This is a genomic window from Corynebacterium coyleae, from assembly GCF_030408635.1.
Lineage (GTDB): Bacteria > Actinomycetota > Actinomycetes > Mycobacteriales > Mycobacteriaceae > Corynebacterium > Corynebacterium coyleae.
On record NZ_CP047198.1, the window covers coordinates 970578 to 994364 of the forward strand.

At 62.0% G+C, this 23787-nt stretch carries 21 protein-coding genes and 1 riboswitch; of the genes, 15 read left to right on the plus strand and 6 right to left on the minus strand.

Annotated elements, in window-relative coordinates; translation table 11 throughout:
• Nucleotides 1–201 precede the first annotated feature (201 nt).
• The 9 genes from CCOY_RS04825 (at nt 202) to CCOY_RS04865 (ending at nt 10661) form a co-directional block, all read left to right on the plus strand.
• On the plus strand, nt 202–1800 hold the full coding sequence (locus tag CCOY_RS04825; RefSeq protein WP_092102120.1) for a peptide ABC transporter substrate-binding protein: 1599 nt from the start codon (nt 202–204) through the stop codon (nt 1798–1800).
• A 223-nt stretch (nt 1801–2023) separates the two neighbouring features.
• Nucleotides 2024–3601, plus strand: a complete 1578-nt coding sequence (locus CCOY_RS04830) for a peptide ABC transporter substrate-binding protein (protein ID WP_070614097.1) — start codon at nt 2024–2026, stop codon at nt 3599–3601.
• A 119-nt stretch (nt 3602–3720) separates the two neighbouring features.
• The gene (locus tag CCOY_RS04835) at nt 3721–4647 is read left to right on the plus strand and encodes an ABC transporter permease (RefSeq protein WP_070421623.1); all 927 of its coding nucleotides are present in this window, start codon (nt 3721–3723) and stop codon (nt 4645–4647) included.
• A 37-nt stretch (nt 4648–4684) separates the two neighbouring features.
• Entirely contained in the window at nt 4685–5635 is a 951-nt protein-coding gene (locus CCOY_RS04840; protein ID WP_070421663.1) for an ABC transporter permease, read from the plus strand.
• Nucleotides 5632–7317: an ABC transporter ATP-binding protein gene (locus CCOY_RS04845; protein WP_092102123.1), complete on the plus strand. Its 1686-nt coding sequence runs from the start codon at nt 5632–5634 to the stop codon at nt 7315–7317. The genes CCOY_RS04840 and CCOY_RS04845 overlap by 4 nt, the downstream gene beginning before the upstream one ends.
• Nucleotides 7318–7409: 92 nt before the next feature.
• Nucleotides 7410–7513, plus strand: a riboswitch (TPP riboswitch).
• Nucleotides 7505–8107 (plus strand): ECF transporter S component, encoded by a 603-nt coding sequence (locus CCOY_RS04850; protein WP_070421621.1) that lies wholly within the window; start codon nt 7505–7507, stop codon nt 8105–8107. Its footprint overlaps the riboswitch before it by 9 nt.
• The gene (locus tag CCOY_RS04855) at nt 8108–9442 is read left to right on the plus strand and encodes an ABC transporter ATP-binding protein (RefSeq protein ID WP_092102126.1); all 1335 of its coding nucleotides are present in this window, start codon (nt 8108–8110) and stop codon (nt 9440–9442) included.
• On the plus strand, nt 9439–10200 hold the full coding sequence (locus CCOY_RS04860; protein ID WP_070819858.1) for an energy-coupling factor transporter transmembrane component T family protein: 762 nt from the start codon (nt 9439–9441) through the stop codon (nt 10198–10200). The genes CCOY_RS04855 and CCOY_RS04860 overlap by 4 nt, the downstream gene beginning before the upstream one ends.
• Nucleotides 10197–10661: a nucleoside/nucleotide kinase family protein gene (locus CCOY_RS04865; RefSeq protein WP_070568601.1), complete on the plus strand. Its 465-nt coding sequence runs from the start codon at nt 10197–10199 to the stop codon at nt 10659–10661. Before CCOY_RS04860 ends, CCOY_RS04865 begins: the two co-directional genes overlap by 4 nt.
• Here CCOY_RS04865 and CCOY_RS04870 read toward each other — a convergent pair.
• The 6 genes from CCOY_RS04870 to CCOY_RS04895 all read right to left on the minus strand — a co-directional run bounded on the left by CCOY_RS04870 (nt 10651) and on the right by CCOY_RS04895 (nt 18027).
• Nucleotides 10651–12576 carry an ABC transporter ATP-binding protein gene (locus CCOY_RS04870; RefSeq protein ID WP_070819856.1) on the minus strand — a complete coding sequence of 642 codons (1926 nt, stop codon included), beginning with the start codon at nt 12574–12576 and terminating at the stop codon, nt 10651–10653. The genes CCOY_RS04865 and CCOY_RS04870 overlap by 11 nt on opposite strands.
• Nucleotides 12573–13562 (minus strand): ABC transporter permease, encoded by a 990-nt coding sequence (locus CCOY_RS04875; protein ID WP_092103045.1) that lies wholly within the window; start codon nt 13560–13562, stop codon nt 12573–12575. The genes CCOY_RS04870 and CCOY_RS04875 overlap by 4 nt, the downstream gene beginning before the upstream one ends.
• A 103-nt stretch (nt 13563–13665) precedes the next feature.
• Entirely contained in the window at nt 13666–14649 is a 984-nt protein-coding gene (locus CCOY_RS04880; RefSeq protein ID WP_070421616.1) for an ABC transporter permease, read from the minus strand.
• A 128-nt stretch (nt 14650–14777) separates the two neighbouring features.
• Nucleotides 14778–16481 carry an ABC transporter family substrate-binding protein gene (locus tag CCOY_RS04885; RefSeq protein WP_092102130.1) on the minus strand — a complete coding sequence of 568 codons (1704 nt, stop codon included), beginning with the start codon at nt 16479–16481 and terminating at the stop codon, nt 14778–14780.
• 388 nt (nt 16482–16869) lie between these two features.
• Nucleotides 16870–17406 carry a ribonuclease FAU-1 family protein gene (locus CCOY_RS04890; protein ID WP_070614087.1) on the minus strand — a complete coding sequence of 179 codons (537 nt, stop codon included), beginning with the start codon at nt 17404–17406 and terminating at the stop codon, nt 16870–16872.
• Between the two features lie 3 nt (nt 17407–17409).
• The gene (locus tag CCOY_RS04895) at nt 17410–18027 is read right to left on the minus strand and encodes an Rv1157c family protein (RefSeq protein WP_244268771.1); all 618 of its coding nucleotides are present in this window, start codon (nt 18025–18027) and stop codon (nt 17410–17412) included.
• Nucleotides 18028–18304: 277 nt separating this feature from the next.
• Between CCOY_RS04895 and CCOY_RS04900 the strand changes: the two genes are divergently transcribed.
• The 6 genes from CCOY_RS04900 (at nt 18305) to fdxA (ending at nt 23784) form a co-directional block, all read left to right on the plus strand.
• Complete coding sequence (locus tag CCOY_RS04900; RefSeq protein WP_070484494.1) at nt 18305–18631, plus strand: hypothetical protein; 327 nt, start codon at nt 18305–18307, stop codon at nt 18629–18631.
• A 74-nt stretch (nt 18632–18705) separates the two neighbouring features.
• Nucleotides 18706–20622, plus strand: a complete 1917-nt coding sequence (gene typA / locus CCOY_RS04905; protein WP_070484497.1) for a translational GTPase TypA — start codon at nt 18706–18708, stop codon at nt 20620–20622.
• Between the two features lie 10 nt (nt 20623–20632).
• Complete coding sequence (locus tag CCOY_RS04910) at nt 20633–22255, plus strand: ABC transporter family substrate-binding protein (protein WP_092102136.1); 1623 nt, start codon at nt 20633–20635, stop codon at nt 22253–22255.
• Nucleotides 22252–23127: an N-acetyl-1-D-myo-inositol-2-amino-2-deoxy-alpha-D-glucopyranoside deacetylase gene (mshB, locus tag CCOY_RS04915; protein WP_092102139.1), complete on the plus strand. Its 876-nt coding sequence runs from the start codon at nt 22252–22254 to the stop codon at nt 23125–23127. Before CCOY_RS04910 ends, mshB begins: the two co-directional genes overlap by 4 nt.
• Nucleotides 23124–23447 (plus strand): hypothetical protein, encoded by a 324-nt coding sequence (locus CCOY_RS04920; RefSeq protein ID WP_070829509.1) that lies wholly within the window; start codon nt 23124–23126, stop codon nt 23445–23447. The genes mshB and CCOY_RS04920 overlap by 4 nt, the downstream gene beginning before the upstream one ends.
• A 13-nt stretch (nt 23448–23460) precedes the next feature.
• Nucleotides 23461–23784: a ferredoxin gene (gene fdxA, locus CCOY_RS04925; protein WP_070421608.1), complete on the plus strand. Its 324-nt coding sequence runs from the start codon at nt 23461–23463 to the stop codon at nt 23782–23784.
• Nucleotides 23785–23787: the final 3 nt, after the last annotated feature.

A 23787-nucleotide genomic window follows, 5' to 3' on the forward strand; every position in this document is an offset into this window, starting at 1 on the left:
CAGGTGCAACTGCTTTGCGACGCAAACGCCACGGGCCTCGAGTGTATTGCACGTACCTCCTGACACACGATGCTCACAGCGTTTCAAAAGATATTTGTGAAACTCCCCACGGGCGACCGTCAAGTGTGGTGAAATACATGGACATCCAAATTGTGAGCCACAGGACATTCCTTGGCTCCATACTTGGTCGAAGGAGAACACATGCAACTGAAGAAGACAGCGGCGATTCTTGGCGCCGGTGCCCTGACGTTCGGTCTGGTCGCCTGCGGTGACTCAAACGATTCTGCAGATGGTGGCGCTGAAGGCACCACCAGCGGTGGCGACAACTACGTTCTTGTCAACGGCTCGGAGCCGCAGAACCCGCTCGTACCGGGCAACATCAACGAGACCGGTGGCGGCCGCATCATCGACCAGATCTTCGCAGGCCTGGTCTATTACGACGGCGACGGCGAAGTGCAAAACGATATCGCCGAGTCCATCGAGCCGGAAGGCGACGCAGGCTACCGCGTCACCCTGAAGGACGCGAAGTGGTCCGACGGCACCACAGTGACCGCCAAGGACTTCGTCGACGCATGGAACTACACGGTAGAAAACTCGCTGCTCGGCGCGTACCACCTCGAACCGATCAAGGGCTTCGAGGAGGGCAAGAAGCTCGAGGGCCTCGAAGTTGTCGACGACAAGACCTTCACTATCGAGCTGGCCCAGCCGGAGTCTGACTTCCCGAGCCGCCTTGGCTACACGGCGTTCTTCCCGATGCACCCGTCCGCATACGACGACATCGAGGCGTACGGTGAGAAGCCGATCTCCAATGGCCCGTACACGCTGTCCGAGTGGAACCACAACCAGAACGCAGTTGTTGTCCCGAACGCTGAGTACGACGGCCCGCGCAAGGCCCAGAACGACGGCCTGGACTACGTCTTCTACGCGCAGCAGGACGCCGCCTACGCCGACCTGCTCTCCGGCAACCTGGACGTCCTCGACGCCATCCCGGACTCTGCATTCGCCACCTTCGAAGACGAGCTCGGCGACCGTGCAGTGAACCAGCCAGCAGCGATCTTCCAGTCCATGACGATCGGTGAGAAGGCCGACCACTTCAGCGGTGAGGAGGGTGCGCTTCGTCGTCAAGCAATCTCGCGTGCGATCAACCGCGAGGAGATCACGGCAACGATTTTCGACGGCACCCGCACCCCGGCCACGGACTTCACCTCCCCGGTGCTGCCGGGCCACTCCGACAGCCTCAACGGTGTTGAGGTACTGAAGTACGACCCGGAGGAGGCGAAGCGTCTGTGGGCTGAAGCCGACGCAATCGCACCGTTCACCGGCGAGTTCACCATCTCCTACAACGCTGACGGTGGCCACCAGGCATGGGTCGATGCTGTTGCGAACTCCATCCGCAACACCCTCGGCATCGAGGCAGTGGGCAACGCGTACCCGGACTTCAAGTCCCTGCGCGATGACGTGACCAACCGCACCATCGAAGGCGCATTCCGTACCGGCTGGCAGGCAGACTACCCGCTGCTGAGCAACTTCCTTGGCCCGTTGTACGGCACCGGCGCAGGCTCGAACGACGGCGACTACTCCAACGCTGAGTTCGACGACCTGCTGAAGAAGGCCAACGGTGCAGCAGACCAGGAAGCAGCCGTGAAGGACCTCAACGCGGCGCAGGAGATCCTGCTGAAGGATCTGCCAGCAATCCCGCTGTGGTACTCGAACCTGACCGGTGGCTACTCCGAGGACGTTGACAACGTTGTCTTCGGCTGGAACCAGGTGCCGCTCTACTACCAGATCACCAAGAAGTAACACCCCGCTGTTGGCGAATTAGATTCGCGACAACGGCAACGACCGCGCCGTCCACATCCCCCCTGGGTTGTGGCGGCGCAGTTTCTATTTTTCGGTCCCTTGGACCGCACGCGCGGGGCGGCCGGATTATGGGAGGTTACGTTTATTGTGGTGGACTCCTTAGAGCACGCTGAGTGTTTGACAGCACAACATGCGAAAACATGAAAAGACACAAGGAGTCAAGGTGCATATCAAGAAAGCAGTTGCCGCCCTCGGCGCCGGCGCACTGGCGCTCGGCCTTGCCGCATGTGGTGGCTCCGCCGACAATTCTGCCGACGGAGCTGGAAACTACGTTCTGACCAACGGTTCCGAGCCACAGCGTCCGTTGCTGCCCGCAGATACGAATGAGACTGGCGGCGGCCGCATCGTCGATGTCCTGTACGCAGGTTTGACCTACTACGACAAGGACGGCGAAAGCCACAACGAGCTCGCAGAGTCCATCGATCTCGAGGGTGAGAAGACCTACCGTGTCACGCTGAAGGACACGAAGTGGGCCGATGGTACCCCGGTGACGGCGAAGGACTTCGTCGACGCGTGGAACTACGCAGTCGAGAACTCCCAGATGAACGCGTACTTCTTCGAGCCGATCAAGGGCTACGAGGACGGAAAGCCGCTCGAGGGCCTGGAGGTTATCGACGACAAGACCTTCACCATCGAGCTCGAGCAGCCGGAGGCTGACTTCCCGCAGCGCCTCGGCTACACGGCATTCTCGCCGCTTCACCCGTCTGCGTTCGACGACATGGAAGCGTACGGCGAAAACCCGATCTCGAACGGCCCTTACAAGCTGCTGGAGTGGAACCACAACCAGGACGCCATCGTGGTGCCGAACGAGGAGTACCAGGGTGATCGCAAGGCGCAGAACGACGGCGTGAACTTCATCTTCTACGCCCAGCAGGACGCGGCCTATGCCGACCTGCTCTCCGGAAATCTCGACGTGCTCGATGCTGTGCCGGATTCTGCACTGGCCAACTTCGAAGACGAGCTTGGCGAGCGCGCTGTGAACCAGCCAGCAGCTGCATTCCAGTCGATCACCATCAACGAGAACGAAGAGCACTTCGGCGGCGAGGAAGGCAAGCTTCGTCGCCAGGCAATCTCTAAGGCGATCGACCGCGAGCAGATCACCAAGACCATTTTCGACGGCACCCGCACCCCGGCGACCGACTTTGCTGCACCGGTGATCCCGGGCCACTCCGACAACCTTGAGGGCGTCGACGTGCTCAAGTACGACCCGGAGGAGGCAAAGCGCCTGTGGGAGGAAGCCGACAAGATCAACCCGTACACCGGTGACCTGGAGATCTCCTACAACTCCGATGGTGGCCACCAGGCATGGGTCGATGCTGTTGCGAACTCCATCCGCAACGCCATCGGCATCGAGGCAGTGGGCAACGCCTACCCGGACTTCAAGTCCATGCTCGACGATATGGACAACGACGCCGTCAAGGGCGCATTCCGTACCGGCTGGAGCGCTGACTACCCGTCGCTGGGTAACTTCCTGATCCCGCTGTACGGCACGGGCGCTTCCTCGAACTATGCGCGTTACTCCAACCCGGCAGTCGACGCACTGCTGGAAGAAGCAGCAACCGCAGCTTCTCCGGAAGCTGCTGCTGAAAAGTACAACGAGGTGCAGAAGGTTCTGTTTGAGGATCTGCCAGCGATCCCGCTGTGGTACTCCAACGTTGCAGGTGGCTACTCCGAAAACGTAGAGAACGTCGCGTTCTCCTGGCGCTCACTTCCGGTGCTGCATCAGATCACCAAAAACTAGGTGGTAACCTAAGCAACCACGCAAAGTGGCCCGTTCGCATTTTGCGGCGGGTCATTACTCGTTTCACACTCAAAATTGGTTTTCGTCCCGACTCACATGGAAAAGGAGAGCCCGGAACCATGCTGCGTTATATCGGGCGGCGGCTGCTCCAAATGATCCCCGTCTTCTTCGGGGCCACTCTGTTGCTTTACGCCCTCGTGTTCCTCATGCCGGGCGACCCCGTACAGGCGCTTGGCGGAGACCGCGGCCTGTCCGAGGCCGCCCGCGCCCGCATCGAAGCGGAATACAACCTTGATAAACCATTTATCGTCCAATACCTGCTCTACATCAAGGGCATTTTCATGGGCGATTTTGGCAAGACCTTCTCCGGCCAGCCCGTCGCGTCGGTGATGGCTAACGCGTTCCCGGTGACCATCAAGCTCGGTTTGATGGCGCTGGCGTTTGAGGCTGTGTTCGGCATCATCTTCGGCGTGATCGCCGGTGTGCGCCGCGGCGGTGTCTTCGACTCCACGATTCTCGTCGCATCGCTGATCGTCATCGCCGTCCCGTCGTTCGTGATCGGCTTTGTCATGCAGTACCTCTTCGGCGTGAAGTGGGGACTGTTGCCTGCAACGGTGGGGCGCAATGAGTCATTTGAAGCGTTGCTCATGCCTGCGATCGTGCTTGGTGCGCTGTCGTGCGCGTATGTGATCAGGCTGACGCGTCAGTCCGTGAGCGAAAACCTTCGCGCAGACTACGTCCGTACCGCGCGAGCTAAGGGTCTGAGCGACGGTACCGTGATGACTCGCCACGTGCTTCGCAATTCCATGATCCCGGTCGTGACTTTCCTTGGCGCTGACCTTGGTGCGCTGATGGGTGGCGCGATTGTGACCGAAGGTATCTTCGGCATTAACGGTATCGGTGGCACGATCTACCAGTCGATCATTAAGGGCGAGCCCGCGACCGTCGTGTCGATCACCACTGTGCTGGTGATTATCTACATCGTTGCCAACCTCATCGTTGACCTGCTTTACGCAGTACTCGACCCAAGGATCCGCTATGACTAATTCCATTCCACAACCTGAAATGTCGGCTGATCGCACGATGGCCAATGCTGGGGTGCTGCGCGGTCAGGAATACTACGTCGCAGAGACCGATGAGACTGGCCTCGGCGCAGTTGATGCTGTGCCGGATGCCGGTACACCCACCAGCCAGTGGGCTGAAGCTTGGAACTACCTGCGTCGCAGGCCGCTGTTCTGGTTCTCTGCAGTATTGATCCTGCTTGCCGTCACCGTCGCTGTGTTCCCTGGTCTGTTCACCAGCGTCGATCCGCGCGAGTGCATGCTGTCGCGCTCGCTGAACGGGCCGACGGACGGGCACATCTTCGGCTTTGACCGTCAAGGCTGCGATATTTACTCGCGCATGATGTACGGTGCTCGCGCATCGGTTACGGTCGGCGTGCTGACCACACTGATCGTGACCGTGCTTGGTGGCCTCATCGGTGCGATCGCCGGTTACTTCGGCGGCATCTGGGACACACTGCTATCGCGTCTGACTGACATCTTCTTCGCGGTGCCGCTCGTGCTGGCCGCGATCGTCGTCATGTCCATGTTCCAGAACAAGCGCTCGATCTGGATGGTGGTATTCGCGCTGTCCATGTTCGGCTGGACTCAGATCGCCCGCATCACCCGCGGTGCAGTGATGGGGATTAAGAACGACGAGTTCGTCACCGCCGCCCGCGCGGTGGGGGCGAGCGACTGGAAGATCATCACCTCCCACATCCTGCCGAACGCCGCGGCGCCCGTGATCGTGTACGCCACGGTTGCGCTCGGCCAGTTCATCGTGGCCGAAGCGACCCTGTCCTTCCTGGGCATCGGTCTGCCGTCCACGGTGGTGTCGTGGGGTGGCGATATTTCGGCTGCGCAGGCGTCGCTACGCACTCAGCCGATGGTGCTGTTCTACCCGGCAATTGCGCTCGCACTGACGGTGCTGAGCTTCATCATGATGGGCGACGTTGTGCGCGACGCCCTTGATCCGAAGGCGAGGAAGCGATGACCACCGCAATCGGTAAAGACAACAAGACTGGCGCGCCCGAGCCGCTGCTTGAGGTGACCGACCTCCGCATCACGTTCGAGTCCTCCACGGGTGTGGTTGAGGCTGTGCGTGACTTCGATATGACGATCTACCCGGGCCAGAAGGTCGCGATCGTGGGCGAGTCCGGTTCGGGCAAGTCCACCTCTGCCATGGCGGTGCTCGGCCTGCTGCCTGGCACCGGCAAGGTCACTGGCGGCTCGATCAAGCTGCGCGGCGAGGAACTGACCAATCTCGATGAGAAGGGCTGGCAGAAGATTCGCGGCAACAGGATTGGTCTGGTTCCGCAGGATCCGATGTCTAACCTGAACCCGGTGTGGCGTATCGGTACCCAGGTGGAGGAGTCGCTGAAGGCGAACAACATCGTCGAAGGCTCCGAGCGCCACCAGCGCGTCATCGAGTTGCTTGAGCATGCAGGCCTGCCGGACGCGGAGCGTCGTGCGGGCCAGTTCCCGCACGAGTTTTCCGGTGGCATGCGCCAGCGCGCACTCATCGCGATGGGCTTGGCTGCGAACCCGGAGCTGCTCATTGCCGACGAGCCCACGTCTGCCCTCGATGTGACCGTGCAGAAGCGCATCCTGGACCACCTTGAGATGCTCACCCAGGAATCCCAGACCGCGCTGCTGTTTATCACCCACGATCTGGGGCTTGCAGCAGAGCGCGCTGACCACCTGCTGGTTATGCACCGCGGTCGTGTGGTTGAGCGCGGACCGAGCCTGGATATTTTGCGCAACCCGAAGCACCCGTACACCCGCAGGCTGGTTAACGCGGCTCCGTCGCTGGCAGCCGCGCGTACGCACGCTGCGCTGAAGGATGAAGACGTCACGGTGGCCGAGACCAAGCCGGAGGACGTGGTCATCCGGGTGGATAACCTGGTCAAGGAGTTCGACGTCCGTGGCCAAAAGGGTGCGAAGAAGACACTGCGCGCGGTCGATGAGGTGTCCTTCGATCTTCGCCGCGGCACCACGCTTGCGCTGGTGGGTGAGTCTGGCTCCGGCAAGTCCACTGTGGCCAACATGGCGCTAAGCCTGCTTGAGCCGACCAGCGGCACCGTGTACTTCGAGGGCCGCGACATCTCGGAGTTAAACCGCAAGGAACTGTTCAAACTGCGTCGCAAGATGCAGGTGGTGTTCCAGAACCCGTACGGTTCGCTCGACCCGATGTACTCGATCTACCGCTGCATCGAGGAGCCGTTGCGCCTGCACAAGGTGGGCTCGCGTAAGGAGCGCGACGCTCGCGTGGCGGAGCTGCTGGACATGGTGCAGATGCCGAGGTCCGCGATGCGTCGCTACCCGAACGAGCTCTCTGGCGGTCAGCGTCAGCGCATCGCGATTGCACGTGCGATGGCGTTGGGCCCAGAGGTCATCGTCCTCGACGAGGCGGTCTCGGCCCTCGACGTGCTCGTGCAAGACCAGATTCTGCAGTTGCTCAAGGGCCTGCAGGCCGATATGAACCTGTCCTACCTGTTCATCACCCATGACTTGGCTGTGGTCCGCGAGACCGCAGACGACATTGTGGTGATGCGCCAGGGCAAGGTTGTGGAGCAGGGGCCGGCGGATGCGATCTTCGCCGACCCGCAGGCGGATTACACCCGCAACCTGATCGATTCCGTGCCGGGTCTCCACATCGAGTTGGGGCGCGGCTAGGAGCATAATTGCTTATCGACGACGCCACCGCGCCGATGCGGGACGTCGTCGATAAGCATGTCTGGGGCGTGTTGTAGCATCGCCTCCGAGAACTGAACACACACGGGTGCTGCATTCGCAGCTGAGATGCCTTCGGGCGGACCGTTGAACCTGATCCGGGTAATGCCGGCGATAGGAAGGAAAGCACATGACTGTGCCTGTTAAAAACAATTCTTGGCGTGTAATCGATATTGTCACCGCCGCCGTCCTCGGTGTGGCGTGTGGTCTGCTGTTTTGGGTGTGGAACAGCGTTGGCTACGCAGGGTTTAAGGCGCTGGATACGTTGACGCCGGGCCTTGGTGGCCTGGTCACCGGTATCTGGTTCACCGGCGGAGTGCTTGGCGGGCTGATCATCCGCAAGCCTGGCGCAGCCGTGTTCGTCGAGGTCATCGCGGCGTCGGTTTCAGCGTTGATCGGCAGCCAGTGGGGCATTGAGACGCTCTACTCGGGCCTTGCACAGGGTCTTGGCGCAGGGCTGATCTTCCTGCTCTTCGCGTACCGTCGCTTCGATCTGACGGTGGCAATCTTGGCCGGTATCGGCTCCGCTGTCGGCGCGTTCATCCTCGAGCTGTTCCTGTCGGCGAACCTGGCGATGAGCCTGCAGTTCAACATCATCTACCTGACCTGCATGGTCATCTCCGGCGCGATCCTTGGCGGCGTGCTGTGCCACTACCTGGTCAAGGCACTCGCGAAGACCGGTGCGCTGGACCGCTTCGGCGCAGGCCGTGAGCGTTTCAACCAGGCTGCGTAAATGACGCTGGCGATTCGTGCTCGAGGGTTGACGTACCAGCACGCCACGCGTCCCCAACCTGCGTTTACTGGCGTTGATCTCGACGTCGAGCGCGGCGAGCGCATCCTCATCTCCGGCGACTCTGGTTCCGGCAAGTCCACGTTGCTCGCGGTCATCGCGAAACTTATCGACGACTCCGAGGACGGCAGCCGCACCGGCTCCCTTGAGGTCAACGGCACGGTAGGCATGGTGCTGCAGGATCCAGAATCGCAAACGATTTTGTCGCGTGTCGGTGACGATGTCGCTTTCGGCGCGGAGAACCTCGGGATGCCGCGCGACGAGATATGGCGCCGCGTGGAGGCCTCCCTGGAGGCCGTGGGCCTGGACCTGCCGCTCGATCACCCCACATCACGCCTGTCCGGTGGACAGAAGCAACGCCTTGCACTGGCCGGGGTGTTGGCGATGGGGGCCGATATTTTGGTGCTCGACGAGCCGACGGCGAACCTCGACCCGCGTGGCCGCGACGAGGTCATCAACGCCGTCGACCGTGTCTGCACACGCACCGGCGCGACCCTGATCGTGGTGGAGCACCGCCCGAAGCACTGGTCGCACGTGGTGGACACCTACTACCGCTTGGATGCGGACGGTTTTCGCCGCATTACCGAAGAAGAGCTACCGCAGGTGCCTTCGTTGCCGCCGGCGAAGCAGGTTCCCGCTGGCACGCCGGCTGCGGTTGCGACGCAGAACTTGCTCACCCGCTTCGGCCCGCCGCGCACGGTGCTTGCGCCTGAGGGGTTCTCCACTGTGGTCACCGGTGAAAACGGCTCGGGAAAAACTACGCTCGTGCAGGTACTTGCCGGGCTAACACCGCCGAAGCAAGGGCGGGTGGAGTACTCGGAAACTATCCGCCAGGGGCTAGCCAAGCCGTCGATTGACTGGTCCTCGGCAGATCTGGCGCAACGCATCGGGTACGTCTTCCAGGAACCGGAACACCAATTTGTCACTGCCACCGTGCGCGAGGAAATGGCGCTGTCTGGTGCGCCGCAGGAACGCATCGATGATCTGCTGCAGCGTTTGCGCCTGACCCACCTCGTCGACGCCAACCCGTTCACACTCTCTGGCGGGGAGAAACGCCGACTTTCGGTGGCAACCGCGCTGGTCAACGCTCCGAAGTTGCTTATTTTGGACGAGCCGACCTTCGGCCAGGACGATCGCACCTTCGTCGAACTCGTCGGCCTGATCCGCGAACTCACGGGCAAGGGCGTCACGGTCATCTCGATTACCCACGACGAAGCGTTTATCGCATCGCTTGGAGACCACACCGAACACATCACGGCAGGGGAGGGTCAGCCATGAACCTGCTGGCAAACATCAACCCCGTGACCCGGATCCTTGGCCTGGCGCTACTGACAACCCCGTTGATGTTCACCGTGGACTGGGTTTCCGCAACCGTGGTGCTCGCGTTTACGCTGCTCATGGTGCCGCTATGCGGGCTTGGCTACGGACGCTTTTTCAAACGCGCATTGCCGATCCTCATCGTCGCGCCCCTGGCCGGTATCCCGATGGCGCTCTACGGACAGGCGGGCGGGGAGACTTACCTGAACTGGGGTTTGATTCACGTCACGGAACTCTCCGTCTCTCTTGCCGGTGCGATGGTGTTGCGCGTGCTTGCCATCGCGCTGCCGGTGGTGCTGTTGTCCGCCGATGTCGACCCGACTGACCTTGGCGACGGCCTCTCCCAGGTCCTGCGCCTCCCCGAACGCTTTGTCATCGGTACTGTCGCGGCCCTTCGCATGCTCACACTGCTTCGCGACGACCTCGACGCCATGCGCCGATCGCGTCGCGCCCGCGGTATCGCGGACCAAGGCAAGATCAAATACTGGTTCACCTTGTCATTCGGGCTGTTGGTGATGTCGCTGCGCCGTGCCGGAAAACTCGCCACCGCAATGGAGGCGCGCGGTTTTGGCGGACCGACGAAGCGTTCCTGGGCCCGAGAATCCAAACTGCGCAGCCGCGACTGGGGCGTCATGGTTGTGTGCCTTGGGGTGGCACTTGTCGCACTTGGCATCGCGTGGCTCACAGGCGACCTGCGTCCAGTGTGGTCAGTGCGATGACATACACCCTGCTCATCGATGGCCCATCTGGCTCCGGCAAGACCACCCTGGCCAACCAGATCGGCGACGCGCTCGGTATCCGGGTGGTGCACCTCGACGATTTTTACCCCGGTTGGTACGGCCTCGAAGAAGGTGCCGCGATGGTCGCCCGCGATGTGCTGCACCCTGCCAGGCCAGGGTTTTGGCGCTGGGACTGGATCAACCACGAGCGCGCCGAGTGGGTGCCGCTCGACCCCGCAGAGGATCTTGTGGTGGAAGGTGTTGGGGCGGTCACGGAGTCGTCGATACGCGCCGCCCGGGCGCGTGGAACCGTCAACACCATCCGCGTGACCGCCGACCTAAAGATGCGAAAAACCCGGGCCCTGCGCAGGGACCCGGGCTACGCCCCCTGGTGGGGGATGTGGGCAGCGCAGGAAGCACGACTTCCGACGCTGCCCGTCGATGTGACGGTTAGGAGATAGCCTCCTCCGCCGGCTTGTACACCGTACGCACGCGGGAGCGCTCCGCATCCGGATCAGGGATCGGAATCGCCGACAGCAGCGCCTTCGTGTACGGGTGCTGCGGGTTGTCGAAGACGTCGTCGGTCTCGCCGAACTCCACAAAGTCGCCCTTGTACATCACGGCCACACGATCCGACAGGTGGCGCACCACCGACAGATCGTGTGCGACGAACAGGTAGGACAGGCCAAGCTTGCGCTTGAGCGAATCCAGCAGGTTAATCACGCCGGCTTGGATGGACACGTCGAGGGCTGACACTGGCTCGTCGAGCACAATCACCGCAGGGTTCGTCGCCAACGCACGAGCCAAGCCGATGCGCTGACGCTGACCACCAGAGAAGTGGCCAGGGAAGCGGTCCAACTGCTTCTCATCCAGACCCACCGTGCGCATGAGCTCGGAGATACGGGCATCCTTGTCGCCCTCGTAGCCCAACGCATCCAACGGCTCTTGGATGATCTCCTTGACCGTCATACGCGGGTTCAGCGAGCTCATCGGATCCTGGAACACCATCTGAATATTGCGGCGTGCCTGACGACGATCCGACGCACTCATCTTCGCCGCGTCCTTGCCACAGATCACGATGCGGGAATCACCCTGTGGATCCAGGCCCATGATCTCCAGCAGGGTCGTGGTCTTACCGGAACCGGACTCACCCACAATGGCCATGCACTCACCGGCGCGAACATCGAAGGAGATGTTCTTCACAGCCTCCACGGTGCCGATGCGGCGCTTCACCAGCGCGCCCTTGGTCAGTGGGAACGCACGGTAAAGGTTCTCTACCTCGAGGGTGACTTCGCGCTCCTCGCGCGGGATGCCCGCGAACTTGTTCTCCGGCAGGACAGGTGCGGGGAACAACGGCTTACCGTCGAGAGTGCCGTTTTCAATCTCATCGTGGCGCACGCACGCAACCATGTGGTTCTCGTCGCCCTTGTTCGGCACCAGCGGCGGCTCCTGCGTCAGGCAGGCCTCGGTGGCGATGGGGCAGCGGGGTGCGAACTGGCAGCGGTCGGCGACGTCGATGAGCATCGGTGGGTTGCCGTCGATAAACGTCAGTGGCTCGCTAGACGGCTGATCCACGCGCGGGGTAGAGCCCAGCAAGCCCACCGAGTACGGCATCTTCGGGTTGCCGAACAGTTGGTGGACTTCGGCGCGCTCGACCGGACGTCCGCCGTACATCACCAGCACGTCATCGGCGGTGCCTGCCACCACACCCATGTCGTGGGTAATCATGATGCAGGCAGCGCCGGTCTCACGCTGCGCCGTCTTGATCACGTCCAGAATCTGAGCCTGGATGGTCACGTCGAGGGCTGTGGTGGGCTCGTCGGCAATAAGCACCTTCGGGTTGTTCGCAATCGCAATTGCGATCACCACACGCTGACGCATGCCGCCCGAGAACTCGTGCGGGAAGGAACGCAGCCGCTTCTTCGGCTCGGGGATACCCACCAGATCGAGCAACTCTGCAGCACGGTCCATCGCCTTCGACTTAGAGATGTTCGTGTGCGCCTGGATGGCTTCCACCAACTGCGTGCCGATGTCGTACACCGGAGTCAGAGCGGACAGCGGATCCTGGAAGATCATGCCGATGCCGTTGCCACGAATCTTCGACATGGCGGCATCCGACTTGCCCAGGAGCTCCTCGCCCTCAAACATCACAGAACCGGTGACCTTGGCGTAATCCGGCAACAGGCCCATGACAGCGAGAGAGGTGACGGACTTGCCGGAACCTGATTCGCCCACGATGCCGAGGGTACGGCCTGGGAGGAGATCGAAATCCACGCCTCGCACCGCGCGGACCACGCCGGCCTCCGACGGGAACGACACGTTGAGGTCGCGTACCGAAAGCACCGGGGAACCCGAGTTGTTGATGCTGGTTGTCATGCTGCAGAACCTCCAGAGTTCGAGTTCGGGTCGAGTGCGTCACGCAGACCATCGGCGATGAACGCCATGGACACGGTGAGCAAGGTCAGGACGAGGGCAGGGAAGTAGAACTGCCACGGAGCGGTCACCAGGGTTGCGGTACCAGACTGCAACAACGTACCCAGGGACACGTCCGGCAGCTTCACACCGAGGCCCAAGAACGACAGGGCGGTCTCAGACATGATCGTGGACACGATGCCCAACATCAGCTGGATAATCAGCAGCGACGCGACGTTCGGGATGATGTGGCGCACGATTGTCTTGGAGTTGGACACGCCCATGAACTTGGCGGCACGCACATAGTCGTTTTCGCGGATGGACAACGACAAGGACCAAATCACACGTGCTGAGTACATCCAGCCAAACGCGATGAGCACGACGGTGAGCACCTTCCAGTCGCCGCCCGAGCCGGATACCAGCAGGGCGATGATGAGGAACGTCGGCACAGCCAGCAGGAAGTGGATCACTGCCAGCACAATCTTCTCCAAGCTTCCGCCAAACAGGGCAGCACCTGCACCGACAATCGCGGAGATCACCGTGGTGGCAATCGATGCCGGTACCGCAATAGACAACGAGCGACCGAGGCCGTGCACCACCTGTGCAAACAGGTCGTTGCCGGAGTCAGTAGTGCCAAACCAGTGTTCAGCGGAGGGCGCGACGGACAGGTTCATGAAGTCCGGGTCGTCGTAGCTCCACGGCGTCATGAACTTGCCAAAGAGCGCGAGCAGTACCATCAGGAAGAAAATCACCAGGCCGACAACCGCGGCCTTGTTACGCATGAAGCGGCGCAGATAAATCTTCGACTTACGAGTCGCGCGCATCGTCTGCTGATCTTCGACGCTGTCGCCCTGCTTCGGCTGGATCGGGCGCGTGTTCTTGTCTTTACTCATCACGCCGTCGGCCTGGCGGCCGGTCTCAGAGATGGCGGTCATGTCGTTGACCGGCATTGCGGCGTGCAGCGCCAGCTCGCTCGAGGTGGCGTGGGCGCGGGGGTCACTGAGCTTGCGGGACGTACCGCGTGGTGGCTTGTTTGTCATGGCTGTGATCTCCTTAGCTCACGCGCACGCGCGGGTCGAGGGCAACAACGATGAGGTCGGCCAAGATAGCGGACACTGCGGTCATTGCGGCACCGAATGCGGCCACAACGACGACACCGTGGACGTCGTTACGCGCAATCGTTTGGATGAAGTACTGGCCCATGCCTTGCCACGCGAAGATGCGCTCCGTCATCACGGCACCGGTGAAGATGCCGGGCACCGAGAACGCCACCGAGGTAGCAACCGGAATTAGCGAGGTTCGCAGCGCGTGTTTGCGCACTGCTTGCGCCTTGGTTAGGCCCTTCGCGCGGGCGGTGCGGACGTAATCGGCGTTCAAGTTATCCAACAGCAGTGTTCTCTGCATGAAGTGATAGCCCGCATACGAAATGATCAACAGTGACAAGGTGGGGAGCACGAGGTGTTGGGCGTAGTCGACCATCTTCGGGAAGAACCCTTCAACGCCCGGGTTGGAAGCACCGGTGACGTAGAAGACGCGCTTGCCGGTCCACTCGTTGACCTTCAGACCGAACCACACCACGGCGATCGAGGCGACGACCACGTGAATGTTCATCGTGATGATCGAGATGCCCTGCCACATGCGGTCGGCGCGCTTGTACTGGCGCGACGCAGTGTACACACCGAGGGCGACACCGAGGAGGATCGACAGCAGGGTGGCAAACAGGGTCAGCTGCGCGGAGACCCAGATGCGGTAGGAGACTTGTTCATTGACGGAGTCGCCGATCGGGGATTTACCCCAGTCCCAACGCGTCAGGACGCCAGTAAGCCACGTCCACCAACGCTCGAAGATTGGTGTGTTTGGGTTCAAGTTCAACGGATCGAGCAGTGCATCGATCTGCTCTTCTGGCAGAGGTGGTCGGCGGCCAAAGTAGTTGGCGCGGGGATCGAGGAAAAAGCTGGCGAGAAAAAACGTGAGGTTGGTGGCAAGAAAAACAATCAAGCCCCAGCTCAGCGTCTTCCGGATCAGGTATCGAAACATAGTGTCTCTCAGTTCCGTGGTGGGCGGACGGGGGAGTTATTGAGAAAGATTGGAAGCCCGCCCAGCGTGGGAATGCTGGGCGGGCTCGCACTCAGTTCGTGGATTTCACGTGCGTCGAACCGTTACGGTTACTTCGCCCAGCCCACGTTCTCGATCGGGAGGATCGCAAAGGAGTTAGCACCGAAGTTTGCCAGGCCCTTCTTCACGGCGACGATGGCCGGGCCGTTGGCGTACGGCATGATGCCGTACTGAGCCAGGGCTTCCTTCTCAAGCTCGTTTGCGCGCTTGATCTGCTCGTCAGCATCCGGGAGCTGCTGCAGTTCCTCAATCTTCTTGTCCATCTCCGGGGTGCCGGTGCCGGACTTGTTCAGCTCGGAATCGGACTTGTAGATCTGGCCGAAGTACGCCACACCGAACGGGTCGGAGGAGCGGAAGCCGGACATGAACAGGTCGAAGTCGCGCTCGGAGACGACCTTGGAGAAGTCGGAGCTCGGACGCTCCTCAACCTGGACGTCGATGCCAATGTTGCGCAGCATTGCCTGCAGGGCAGTGGTGGTCGCCTGGATCATCGGGGAGTCACCCAGGGTGACGTAGCGCACGGACAGCGGGTTGGACTCGTCGTAGCCTGCGTCCTTGAGCAGCTCCTTGGCCTTCTCCGGGTCGTACTGGATGACCTCGCCGAAGTTGTCCTCGTAGCCCGGCTGGGTCTGGTACAGGTTGAACGAACCTGGCAGATCCTCGGTGTAGCCGAGGCCCTGGAAGCGGATCGCGGCGAGCTGCTCGCGGTCAACACCGCGCATGATGGCCTCGCGGACCTTGATGTCGTCCAGGCCCGGGGCGGTGGAGTTGATCGTCATCAGGTAGTTCGCCGGGTTCAGGGCGGTGCGGATCTCGATGGAGTCGCCCATCTCCTTCGCCGTTGCCAGACGGTCACGGGAAGAAACGCCGGTTGCGTCGATCTCGCCTGCGCGGAAGGCGTTCAGGGATGCCTGGTCTTCCATCTGGCGGTAGGTGATCTTGTCCAGCTTCGGCTTCTCGCCCCACCAGTTCTCGTTCGGGACGAAGGAGGCGGTGCCGCCTTCGAAGTCAACGTTCTCAACCTTGAACGGGCCAGCGCCCCACTCCGGGTTGACCTTCTTCAGGTAAGCGTTCATGAACGTGTCCGCGTCCTTGACCTGCGGCGGCACGAGGGTGCCGAAGAGGCCCTCCCACCACGGGTATGCCTGCTTGAAGGTGACAACGGCCTGCTTGTCGTCCTCGCCGCGCTCGACGGACTCGATGAGCTCGTAGCCGTCGGTGGAGTTGACCTGGACATCCGGGTTGGAGCCGTTGTTGAACTTGAAGGTGTTCTCGAAGGCGGTCCAGTCAAGCGGGGTGCCGTCGTTGTACACGGCGTCCGGGTTGATGGTGTAGGTGACCACGGTCTTGCCGTCGACGGTCTCATCCTTCACGTCGGTCAGATAAGCCGGGTTCGGGTGATAGGTGCCGTCGCCGTCGAAAAGCGTGAGCTGCGGGTTGTACTTGCTCCAGATGGTGTCCGTGTAGGACGTCATGTTCGCGTGGAACACGTTCTGCTGCTCAGCAATTTCGGTAATCGCGAGAGTGAGCTCGCCGCCATCCTGGATCTGGTCGCGCTCGAGCGGGTTGTAGTCACCGGCAGCGTTGACTTCGAGCTGCTCGCCCGAGTTGTCAGCTTCCTTGGAGTTCGCGGAGTCCTGTCCGGCCTGGTTTGCGGTGGTCTCTTCGGTTCCGCCATCCGAGGAGCAGGAGGCGAGGACGAGGGACAGGGAGGAGAGTCCGGCGAGAGCGGCGACACGGAGGCGTTTGCTCATGGTCTGGGTCCTTTCAGTGATCGTCCGTACGCAGAGAACTTTGCGACGGTTGCCCGTGTTTGGGCGGTACGACGAAATGGGTATTTCGACGACCCCTGCACCACGATTGGGCCCACCAAAACTTGAAGCTCAGGTGAACACGACGTAATCAGGTTGCACAAAAACTTACATGAAGTGTTAGGCAGTTCACAGTGTTTGTGAAAAGTAATTTACGGCGAAATGCACGCTGCCTCACAGGGCTATGGCAGGAATGGGTGTTTCTGCACGCTGATAGGCATCTGTAGCCATCGCAACGCTTTCTCAGCTTCTTCACGGATCGTGAATGTTATTCGCATAAAACGACCCCACCTGCGGGGTGCAGGTGGGGTGCAGTACGGGAATTGGGGTGTTATGCCACAGGAGTTAACTCGACTTCGTCCGCCCACGTCAGTTCAATACCCAGGGCGCGCAGCCACTCCATGGCATCGTCGCCGTGCCGAGTAATGCCCTCAACGGCGTTGAGGGTGACGTCCATGGCCTTCTCTGCCTCCTCGGCAGTGATCAAGCCTGCAGACGTCGCGGCTGCGAGTTCGTCGATATCAAGCACGTCGATCGGGTTGCCTGTCAGCGACACAATGTCGACGTACAGGTCGCGTGTGCGCCAGATATCGCCATCAACGTCAATGTCGGCGATGTCGAAGTAGAAGTCCTGATCGCGCTCTGCGCCCTCGCGGTAGTGGAAGATGTTTACCCGCAGGCCGAGTTCCGGCAGCAGCCAGCTTTCTAGGTAGCCGAACTCGGGGTGATTCGCCCCGCGTGCCATGTAGAGGCCAAAGTCGGTGACCTGGTACGTGTCTACCTCGCGCAGGAATCCCTTTGGGTCTGTGTTGATGTTCGCGGACGTGTCAAAGGTCTCTTGCTTTACCGGGTGTAGGTCGACGGTCATCGGTTACCTCACGTTGATCGAAGCGGCGGTCGGGGCAAATGCGCAGGTCTTGTCGGTGGTGCGTACTGCACCGTCGACGACTGCGAGGACGCGGCCCTTGCCTGTGTTTGCGGTGGCGGACAGGGTGGACGGTCCTGTTGGGTTTATCCCGTTGTTATCTAAAGGCGTTACGCCGGTGCGAAAAGTGTTGAGGTTAACCCAGTACACCTTCATGAGCCCCTGGTCCTTGGCGGCGGCCGGGGTGCCCAGTGCGGTGAACACAAACGTGGTTTGCCCCGCGCCTGCGCCTGGCGCTGGTGTTTTGGTCGGTCCCGGTACCGCAATTGCGGACGCGGTCGAGTGCAGCCCCTTGCCCATGCAGTGCCCGGAGGCCGTCGGCCAGGCGAACTGCGTGAAGGCCGGGGCGTCCTCTGGCAGTGGAGGGCCGCCGAGCTCGCCGGTGCCAGCGAAGAAGTTCACTGCGGTGCGAAGTGCGTTGCCTACCTGTTCCGGCACCTGTGGTTGGTCCGCGAACGCGTGGACTCGGGCGGCGGTCTCGGGGGTGGGGCGGCCAAGGCTATCGAGCGGGTTCGATGATTTGGCATGAGCCATTTGCGTATCGACGACACCGGCTACCAGCATGCCGGCAGCGCAAACCGCCGCGACGGCGGAGCGTGCAAAAGATCGGGGAGTGCGCACGGCTGTCCTTTATTACATAGGGGCCACGGACATTAACTCAAGCAACATTAGTCACATAAGTAACAGCGTCAAGTGGAAACCGTTGATTTTGTAGGGGGAATTGTCCAGAAACTTTCGGTGTTCTCCCAGTTTTATCTGTTTACCCTTGTGAGCACGGGCACATTTAAGACCCGTGAGAACGTGAGATCCGTTGTCCCCAACACTGAAAGGACTGATCACAATGGATGCCCAGACGTTCACCACCAACCTGTCCCTTGAGGAGATTGAGCAGCGGCTGTCCGGACTGGACAAGTTCAACGTCAAGGACAAAACCGCCAGCGAACTGGCTGTCAACGTCGGCAGTGCACTGAAGTTCCGTCTTATCGGTGTGTATTTGAATAAGGACTACCAGGCGCCGCTGGCTATCGATGCCGCAGATAACGGCGATGGCACCACCACCGTCGAGCTCTCCGCGCGAGGGACTGAAGGTGCTGTCATTACTACTGGAACGGCCGAACAGTTTTTTAATGACGCGTTTGCAGAGCTCCGCGCCACGTTGGAGGGGTAGCGGAGAGGTGCGCTCAACTTAGCTGGGGAGTATCGTGTAACCGTTATTTCCGACAATGTAAAAGGATCTGTTGAGTGTCGCACCCTGAATTTCGCAACGTAGCTATCGTCGCCCACGTTGACCACGGCAAAACCACCCTGGTCAACGCCATGCTGGAGCAGTCCGGCGTCTTCGGCGACCACGGCGAGCATGGCGACCGCGTGATGGACTCCGGCGAGCTCGAGTCCGAGCGTGGCATCACCATTTTGGCCAAGAACACCGCCATCCGTCGCGCCGGCAAGGGTAAAGACGGTGCGGACTTGGTCATCAACGTCATCGATACCCCGGGCCACGCCGACTTCGGCGGCGAGGTCGAGCGCGGCCTGTCCATGGTTGATGGTGTCGTGCTGCTGATCGATGCTTCCGAAGGCCCGCTTCCGCAAACCCGATTCGTCCTGGGCAAGGCCCTCGAAGCGAAGAAGCCGGTCATCATCTGCGTGAACAAGACCGACCGTCCGGATGCACGTATCGACGAAGTCGTGGAGGAAGCACAGGACCTCCTGCTCGAACTCGGCGCTGGCCTGGAGGACCCGGAGGCTGCAGAGGCTGCTGAGAACCTCCTCGAGCTGCCGGTGCTGTACACCTCAGGCCGTGCAGGCCGCGCGTCCCTGGAAAACCCGGGCAACGGCAACCTGCCGGACAACGAGGACCTACAGCCGCTGTTCGACGTCATTTACGACGTCCTGCCGGAGCCGTCCGCTGAGATCGACGCTCCGTTCCAGGCACAGGTGACCAACCTGGACTCCTCCTCCTTCCTGGGCCGCATCGGCTTGATCCGTGTGTTCAAGGGCTCGGTAAAGAAGGGCCAGCAGGTCGCATGGGTCCACTACGACGAGGACGGCAACCAGCAGGTTAAGAACGTCAAGATCGCTGAGCTGCTCGTCACCGAGGGCCTCGACCGTGTTCCGGCTGAAGGCGACGTTGTCGCAGGTGACATTGCCGCTGTCTCCGGTGTGGAGAACATCATGATCGGTGACACGCTGTGCGATCCGGAGCACGTCGAGCCGCTGCCGCGCATCGCCATCGACGATCCGGCAATTTCCATGACCATCGGCGTGAACACCTCGCCGATGGCTGGCCGTAACGGTGGCGACAAGCTCACCGCCCGCATGGTCAAGGCTCGTCTGGATCAGGAGCTCATCGGTAACGTCTCCATCAAGGTGCTGCCGACCGAGCGTCCGGACGCGTGGGAGGTTCAGGGCCGTGGCGAGATGGCGCTGACCGTGCTGATTGAGACGATGCGTCGCGAAGGCTTCGAGCTCACCGTTGGCAAGCCGCAGGTAGTGACCAAGGAGATCGACGGCAAGACCTACGAGCCGTACGACCACATGATCATCGACGTCCCGTCGGAGCACCAGGGTGCCGTCACCCAGCTCATGGCAAACCGCAAGGGTCAGATGACCGCAATGTCCAACGCGGGTTCCGGCGATTGGGTCCGCATGGAGTTCGACGTCCCGTCCCGTGGCCTGATCGGCTTCCGTACGACCTTCCTGACTGAGACCCGTGGTGCCGGTATTGCCAACTCCTACTCGATCGAGCACCGTCCGTGGGCCGGCGAGATCAAGGGCCGCCCAACCGGTTCGCTCGTCGCCGACCGTTCCGGCCAGGTCACCGCGTACGCCCTGCAGCAGCTTGCAGACCGCGGCGATTTCTTCGTCGAGCCGGGTGCCGAGACCTACGAAGGCATGGTCGTTGGTGCGAACTCGCGCGACGAGGACATGGACGTCAACATCACCAAGGAAAAGAAGCTGACCAATATGCGCTCCGCCACCGCGGATGCGACTGTCACGCTGCAGAAGGCCCGCACCCTCTCCCTGGATGAGGCCATCGAGTTCTGTGACGAGGACGAATGTGTTGAGGTTGCCCCTGAGGCGATGCGTGTGCGCAAGCTCATCCTGAACGCTACCGAGCGTGGCCGTGCCCGCTCCCGTGCGAAGCAGAAGAACAGCTAGCCTGTTCTTCATGCAGCCTCCTCGATCGCGCCGCCCAGCCACCCGTGCTGCGGCGGCGCTTTCCGCGCTTTGCCTCGTCGCGTCGTGCTCGGCGAACCCGGGCCCGCCGCCGCTCGTCGAGCCGGAGTCCGCCCAAAGCGAAACATCTGGCGTATCGACGACACCTTCCGACGACAACCCGCGCCGCAGCGACCGCACCCAGGTGCAAGTGGGTGTCGACCCTGTACGAGGAGGCTTCAACCCGCACCTCATTGCGGACGATTCCGCGACGGTGCGTGCCATCGCAGACCTCACCCTGCCTAGCGCATATGTGGGCACGAGCCCGAACAGGGACCTGCTGGTGGGGGTTTCAACACTGCCGACCTCGCCCGCGGCCCAAACCGTGCGCTACGTCATCGCACCGGAGGCGCAGTGGTCTGACGGCACCCCGATTACCGGATCCGACTTTGCCTACCTGTGGCGCGGGATGGTGACCACCGCCGGCACCGTCAACCCTGCGGCCTACCGGGCAATTCAGGCGATCCGCATTTCTGGTCAAGGCGGCAAGGTCGTCGATGTGGACTTTGAGCGCCCCGTGGCTAACCGCGAGGAGCTCTTTGCCTACCTGCTGCCGTCGCACCTGTTCGCCGCTGACGCCAGCGATTTCCCGTTCGCACTGCGCAACATGGTCCCTGCGTCTGCCGGGCGTTTCCTCATGGCAGATGTCGGCCGGGCCCGCGGCACGGTAGTGCTGAATAGAAACGACAGGTTTTGGGGTACTGAGCCAGCAAGCGTGGACATTTTGACGCTGACCGCCGCGCGCGATACAACACAAACCGCCGACCAGTTGCGCTCCGGCCAGCTCGCGTTCGTCGACGTCACGCCGCAGGAAACCACGCAAGAGGTCTTTCGCCGGGTGCCTGGAGTAGAGGTGCGCGAGGGGTCGTCGTCACGCGTGCTTGGCGTCGTCATCTCCGCGACAAGCGGGCTCGACCAAGCAATGCGCGAGCAAGTGCGATCGCTTATCGACGTCCCCCTGCTCGCCCACATCGCCGCCGGCCGCAGCACCAACCTGGCCGTAGCAGAGCATGCGTTCACGCCGGGGGAGAAGGACACCGCAGCGCTACGAGCGCGCACCGTGCCCATCCGCGTCGGGGCGGATGCGATGGACCCGGCGGCGGCCGCGGTGGCGCGCACCCTTGTCGACATCCTCAACGGCGCCGGCATCCCTGCAAAACTCACCTCTACCGACGCGACGACGCTCGCCGGGCGCAGCCTGCCGTCGTCGGAAGTTGACCTGGCAGTGGTGTGGCAGCGCAACTCCGCATCCATGACGACGCTCGCCAGCCGTATGGCGTGTCCGTCCAAAACTTCGCGTGCTGGCAACCTCTCCGGCCTGTGCTCCGTGGGCAACGAAGCGCTCGCCGGGCGAATCCTGGACGGGACCATGAGTGCGACCGAGGCCCGAGCAGCCGTGGCCGAAGCCGAAGAGCGCGACGCCGTATGGGTGCCCATCCTCAACGAAACACGCATCGCAGCATCCTCCGGTGGCGTCGCCATCCCAGGCGTCTCCACCTGGCCCGGGGGTATCAGCGACGCCGCCCGCTGGCAACTGGCCGATACAGTAGGCCCGACACCGAAGGAGAAACCATGACAACGCGCGACCTCACCGGCTACCGAGTAGTGGCCGTCCACGCCCACCCTGACGACGAAGCCATCACCACCGCAGGCGTCATCGCCGATCTGACCCGACGTGGCGCCGACGTCCTCGTCGTCACCTGCACACTCGGCGAAGAAGGCGAAGTTATCGGCGAGCCGTACCAGCACCTCGTCGTCGACGAAGCCGACCAGCTAGGCGGATTCCGCATCGGCGAACTACGCGAGTCGTTGGCCGCCATCGGCGCGCGCGGCACCTTCCTCGGCGGAGCCGGCCGCTTCCGCGACTCCGGCATGGCCGGCTCGCCCGCAAGCCGCAACCCGCGCGCCTTTGTCAACTCCGGCGACGCCGCAGTAGCCGAACTTGCCGCAATCTTCGAAGCGGAGCGCCCCCACCTTGTCATCACCTACGGCCCCGACGGCGGCTACGGCCACCCGGACCACATCCGCGCCCACGAAATCACCCACACCGCCGCCGAACGCGTCGCTATCTCGCGCATCCTGTGGGCCGTGCGCCTCGCCGAAGAAACCGCAGCGCTTACGCCCGAGACCGCCCCCGACGGCTGGCGCCTTGCCCAACCCGGCGAACTCGACGGAGTCGCCACCTCCGACATCGCCGTCTCCCTTGACGACCACGCCTACAGCGCCAAAATCGCCGCCATGCGTGCCCACGCCACCCAACTCTGGATCGCCGACGGCCGCACCACCGACGTCAACCCCCACGCCGCCATCGCCCAAGGTCCCGTCGTCTACTACGCCCTGTCCAACCTCATCACCCAGCCCATCCAACGCGTCGAACACTTCCAACTCGGCGCAGGCACGCCACTTCACGACGACGCCACCCACGTCCTATCCGGAATCCCCAAATGAGCCACCCCGTCATCCGAACCGAATTTTCACGCGGGGAAGCCATCGCCGGCATCACCTGGCTGAGCGTCGGCGCCCTCGGCTCGCTCATCCTGGAAGTGGCGTACCTGAACTGGTTCTGGGTCATCATCGCAGCGGTGTTTAATGCGGTGTTGGCGAAGACGGCGCGGCTGTGGTCGTCGAAAAGCATGATTGTTCCGCTTGCCGTCTGGGCAGCAGCACTGTTCGCCTCCATGGTCATCCTCCCGCCAACCGGGTGGACCCTCGCACTCCTTATCGCGGGGCTAGCGGGAGGCGTTTGGCCACTACTCAAGGCGAAGTGACATACTGTTTCCCATGACTTACGTGATTGCTCAACCGTGCGTCGACGTCATGGACCGCGGCTGCGTCGAAGAATGCCCCGTTGACTGCATCTACGAGGGCAAGCGCATGCTCTACATCCACCCCGACGAATGCGTCGACTGTGGCGCCTGCGAACCTGCCTGCCCCGTCGAAGCCATCTTCTACGAAGACGACACCCCCGACGAGTGGAGCGAATACTACGACGCCAACGTCGGCTTCTTCGACGAACTCGGCTCGCCAGGCGGCGCCGCCAAGACCGGCCCACAGGACTTCGACCACCCCTTCGTCGCAGCACTGCCGCCGCAGAACCAGGACTAAACC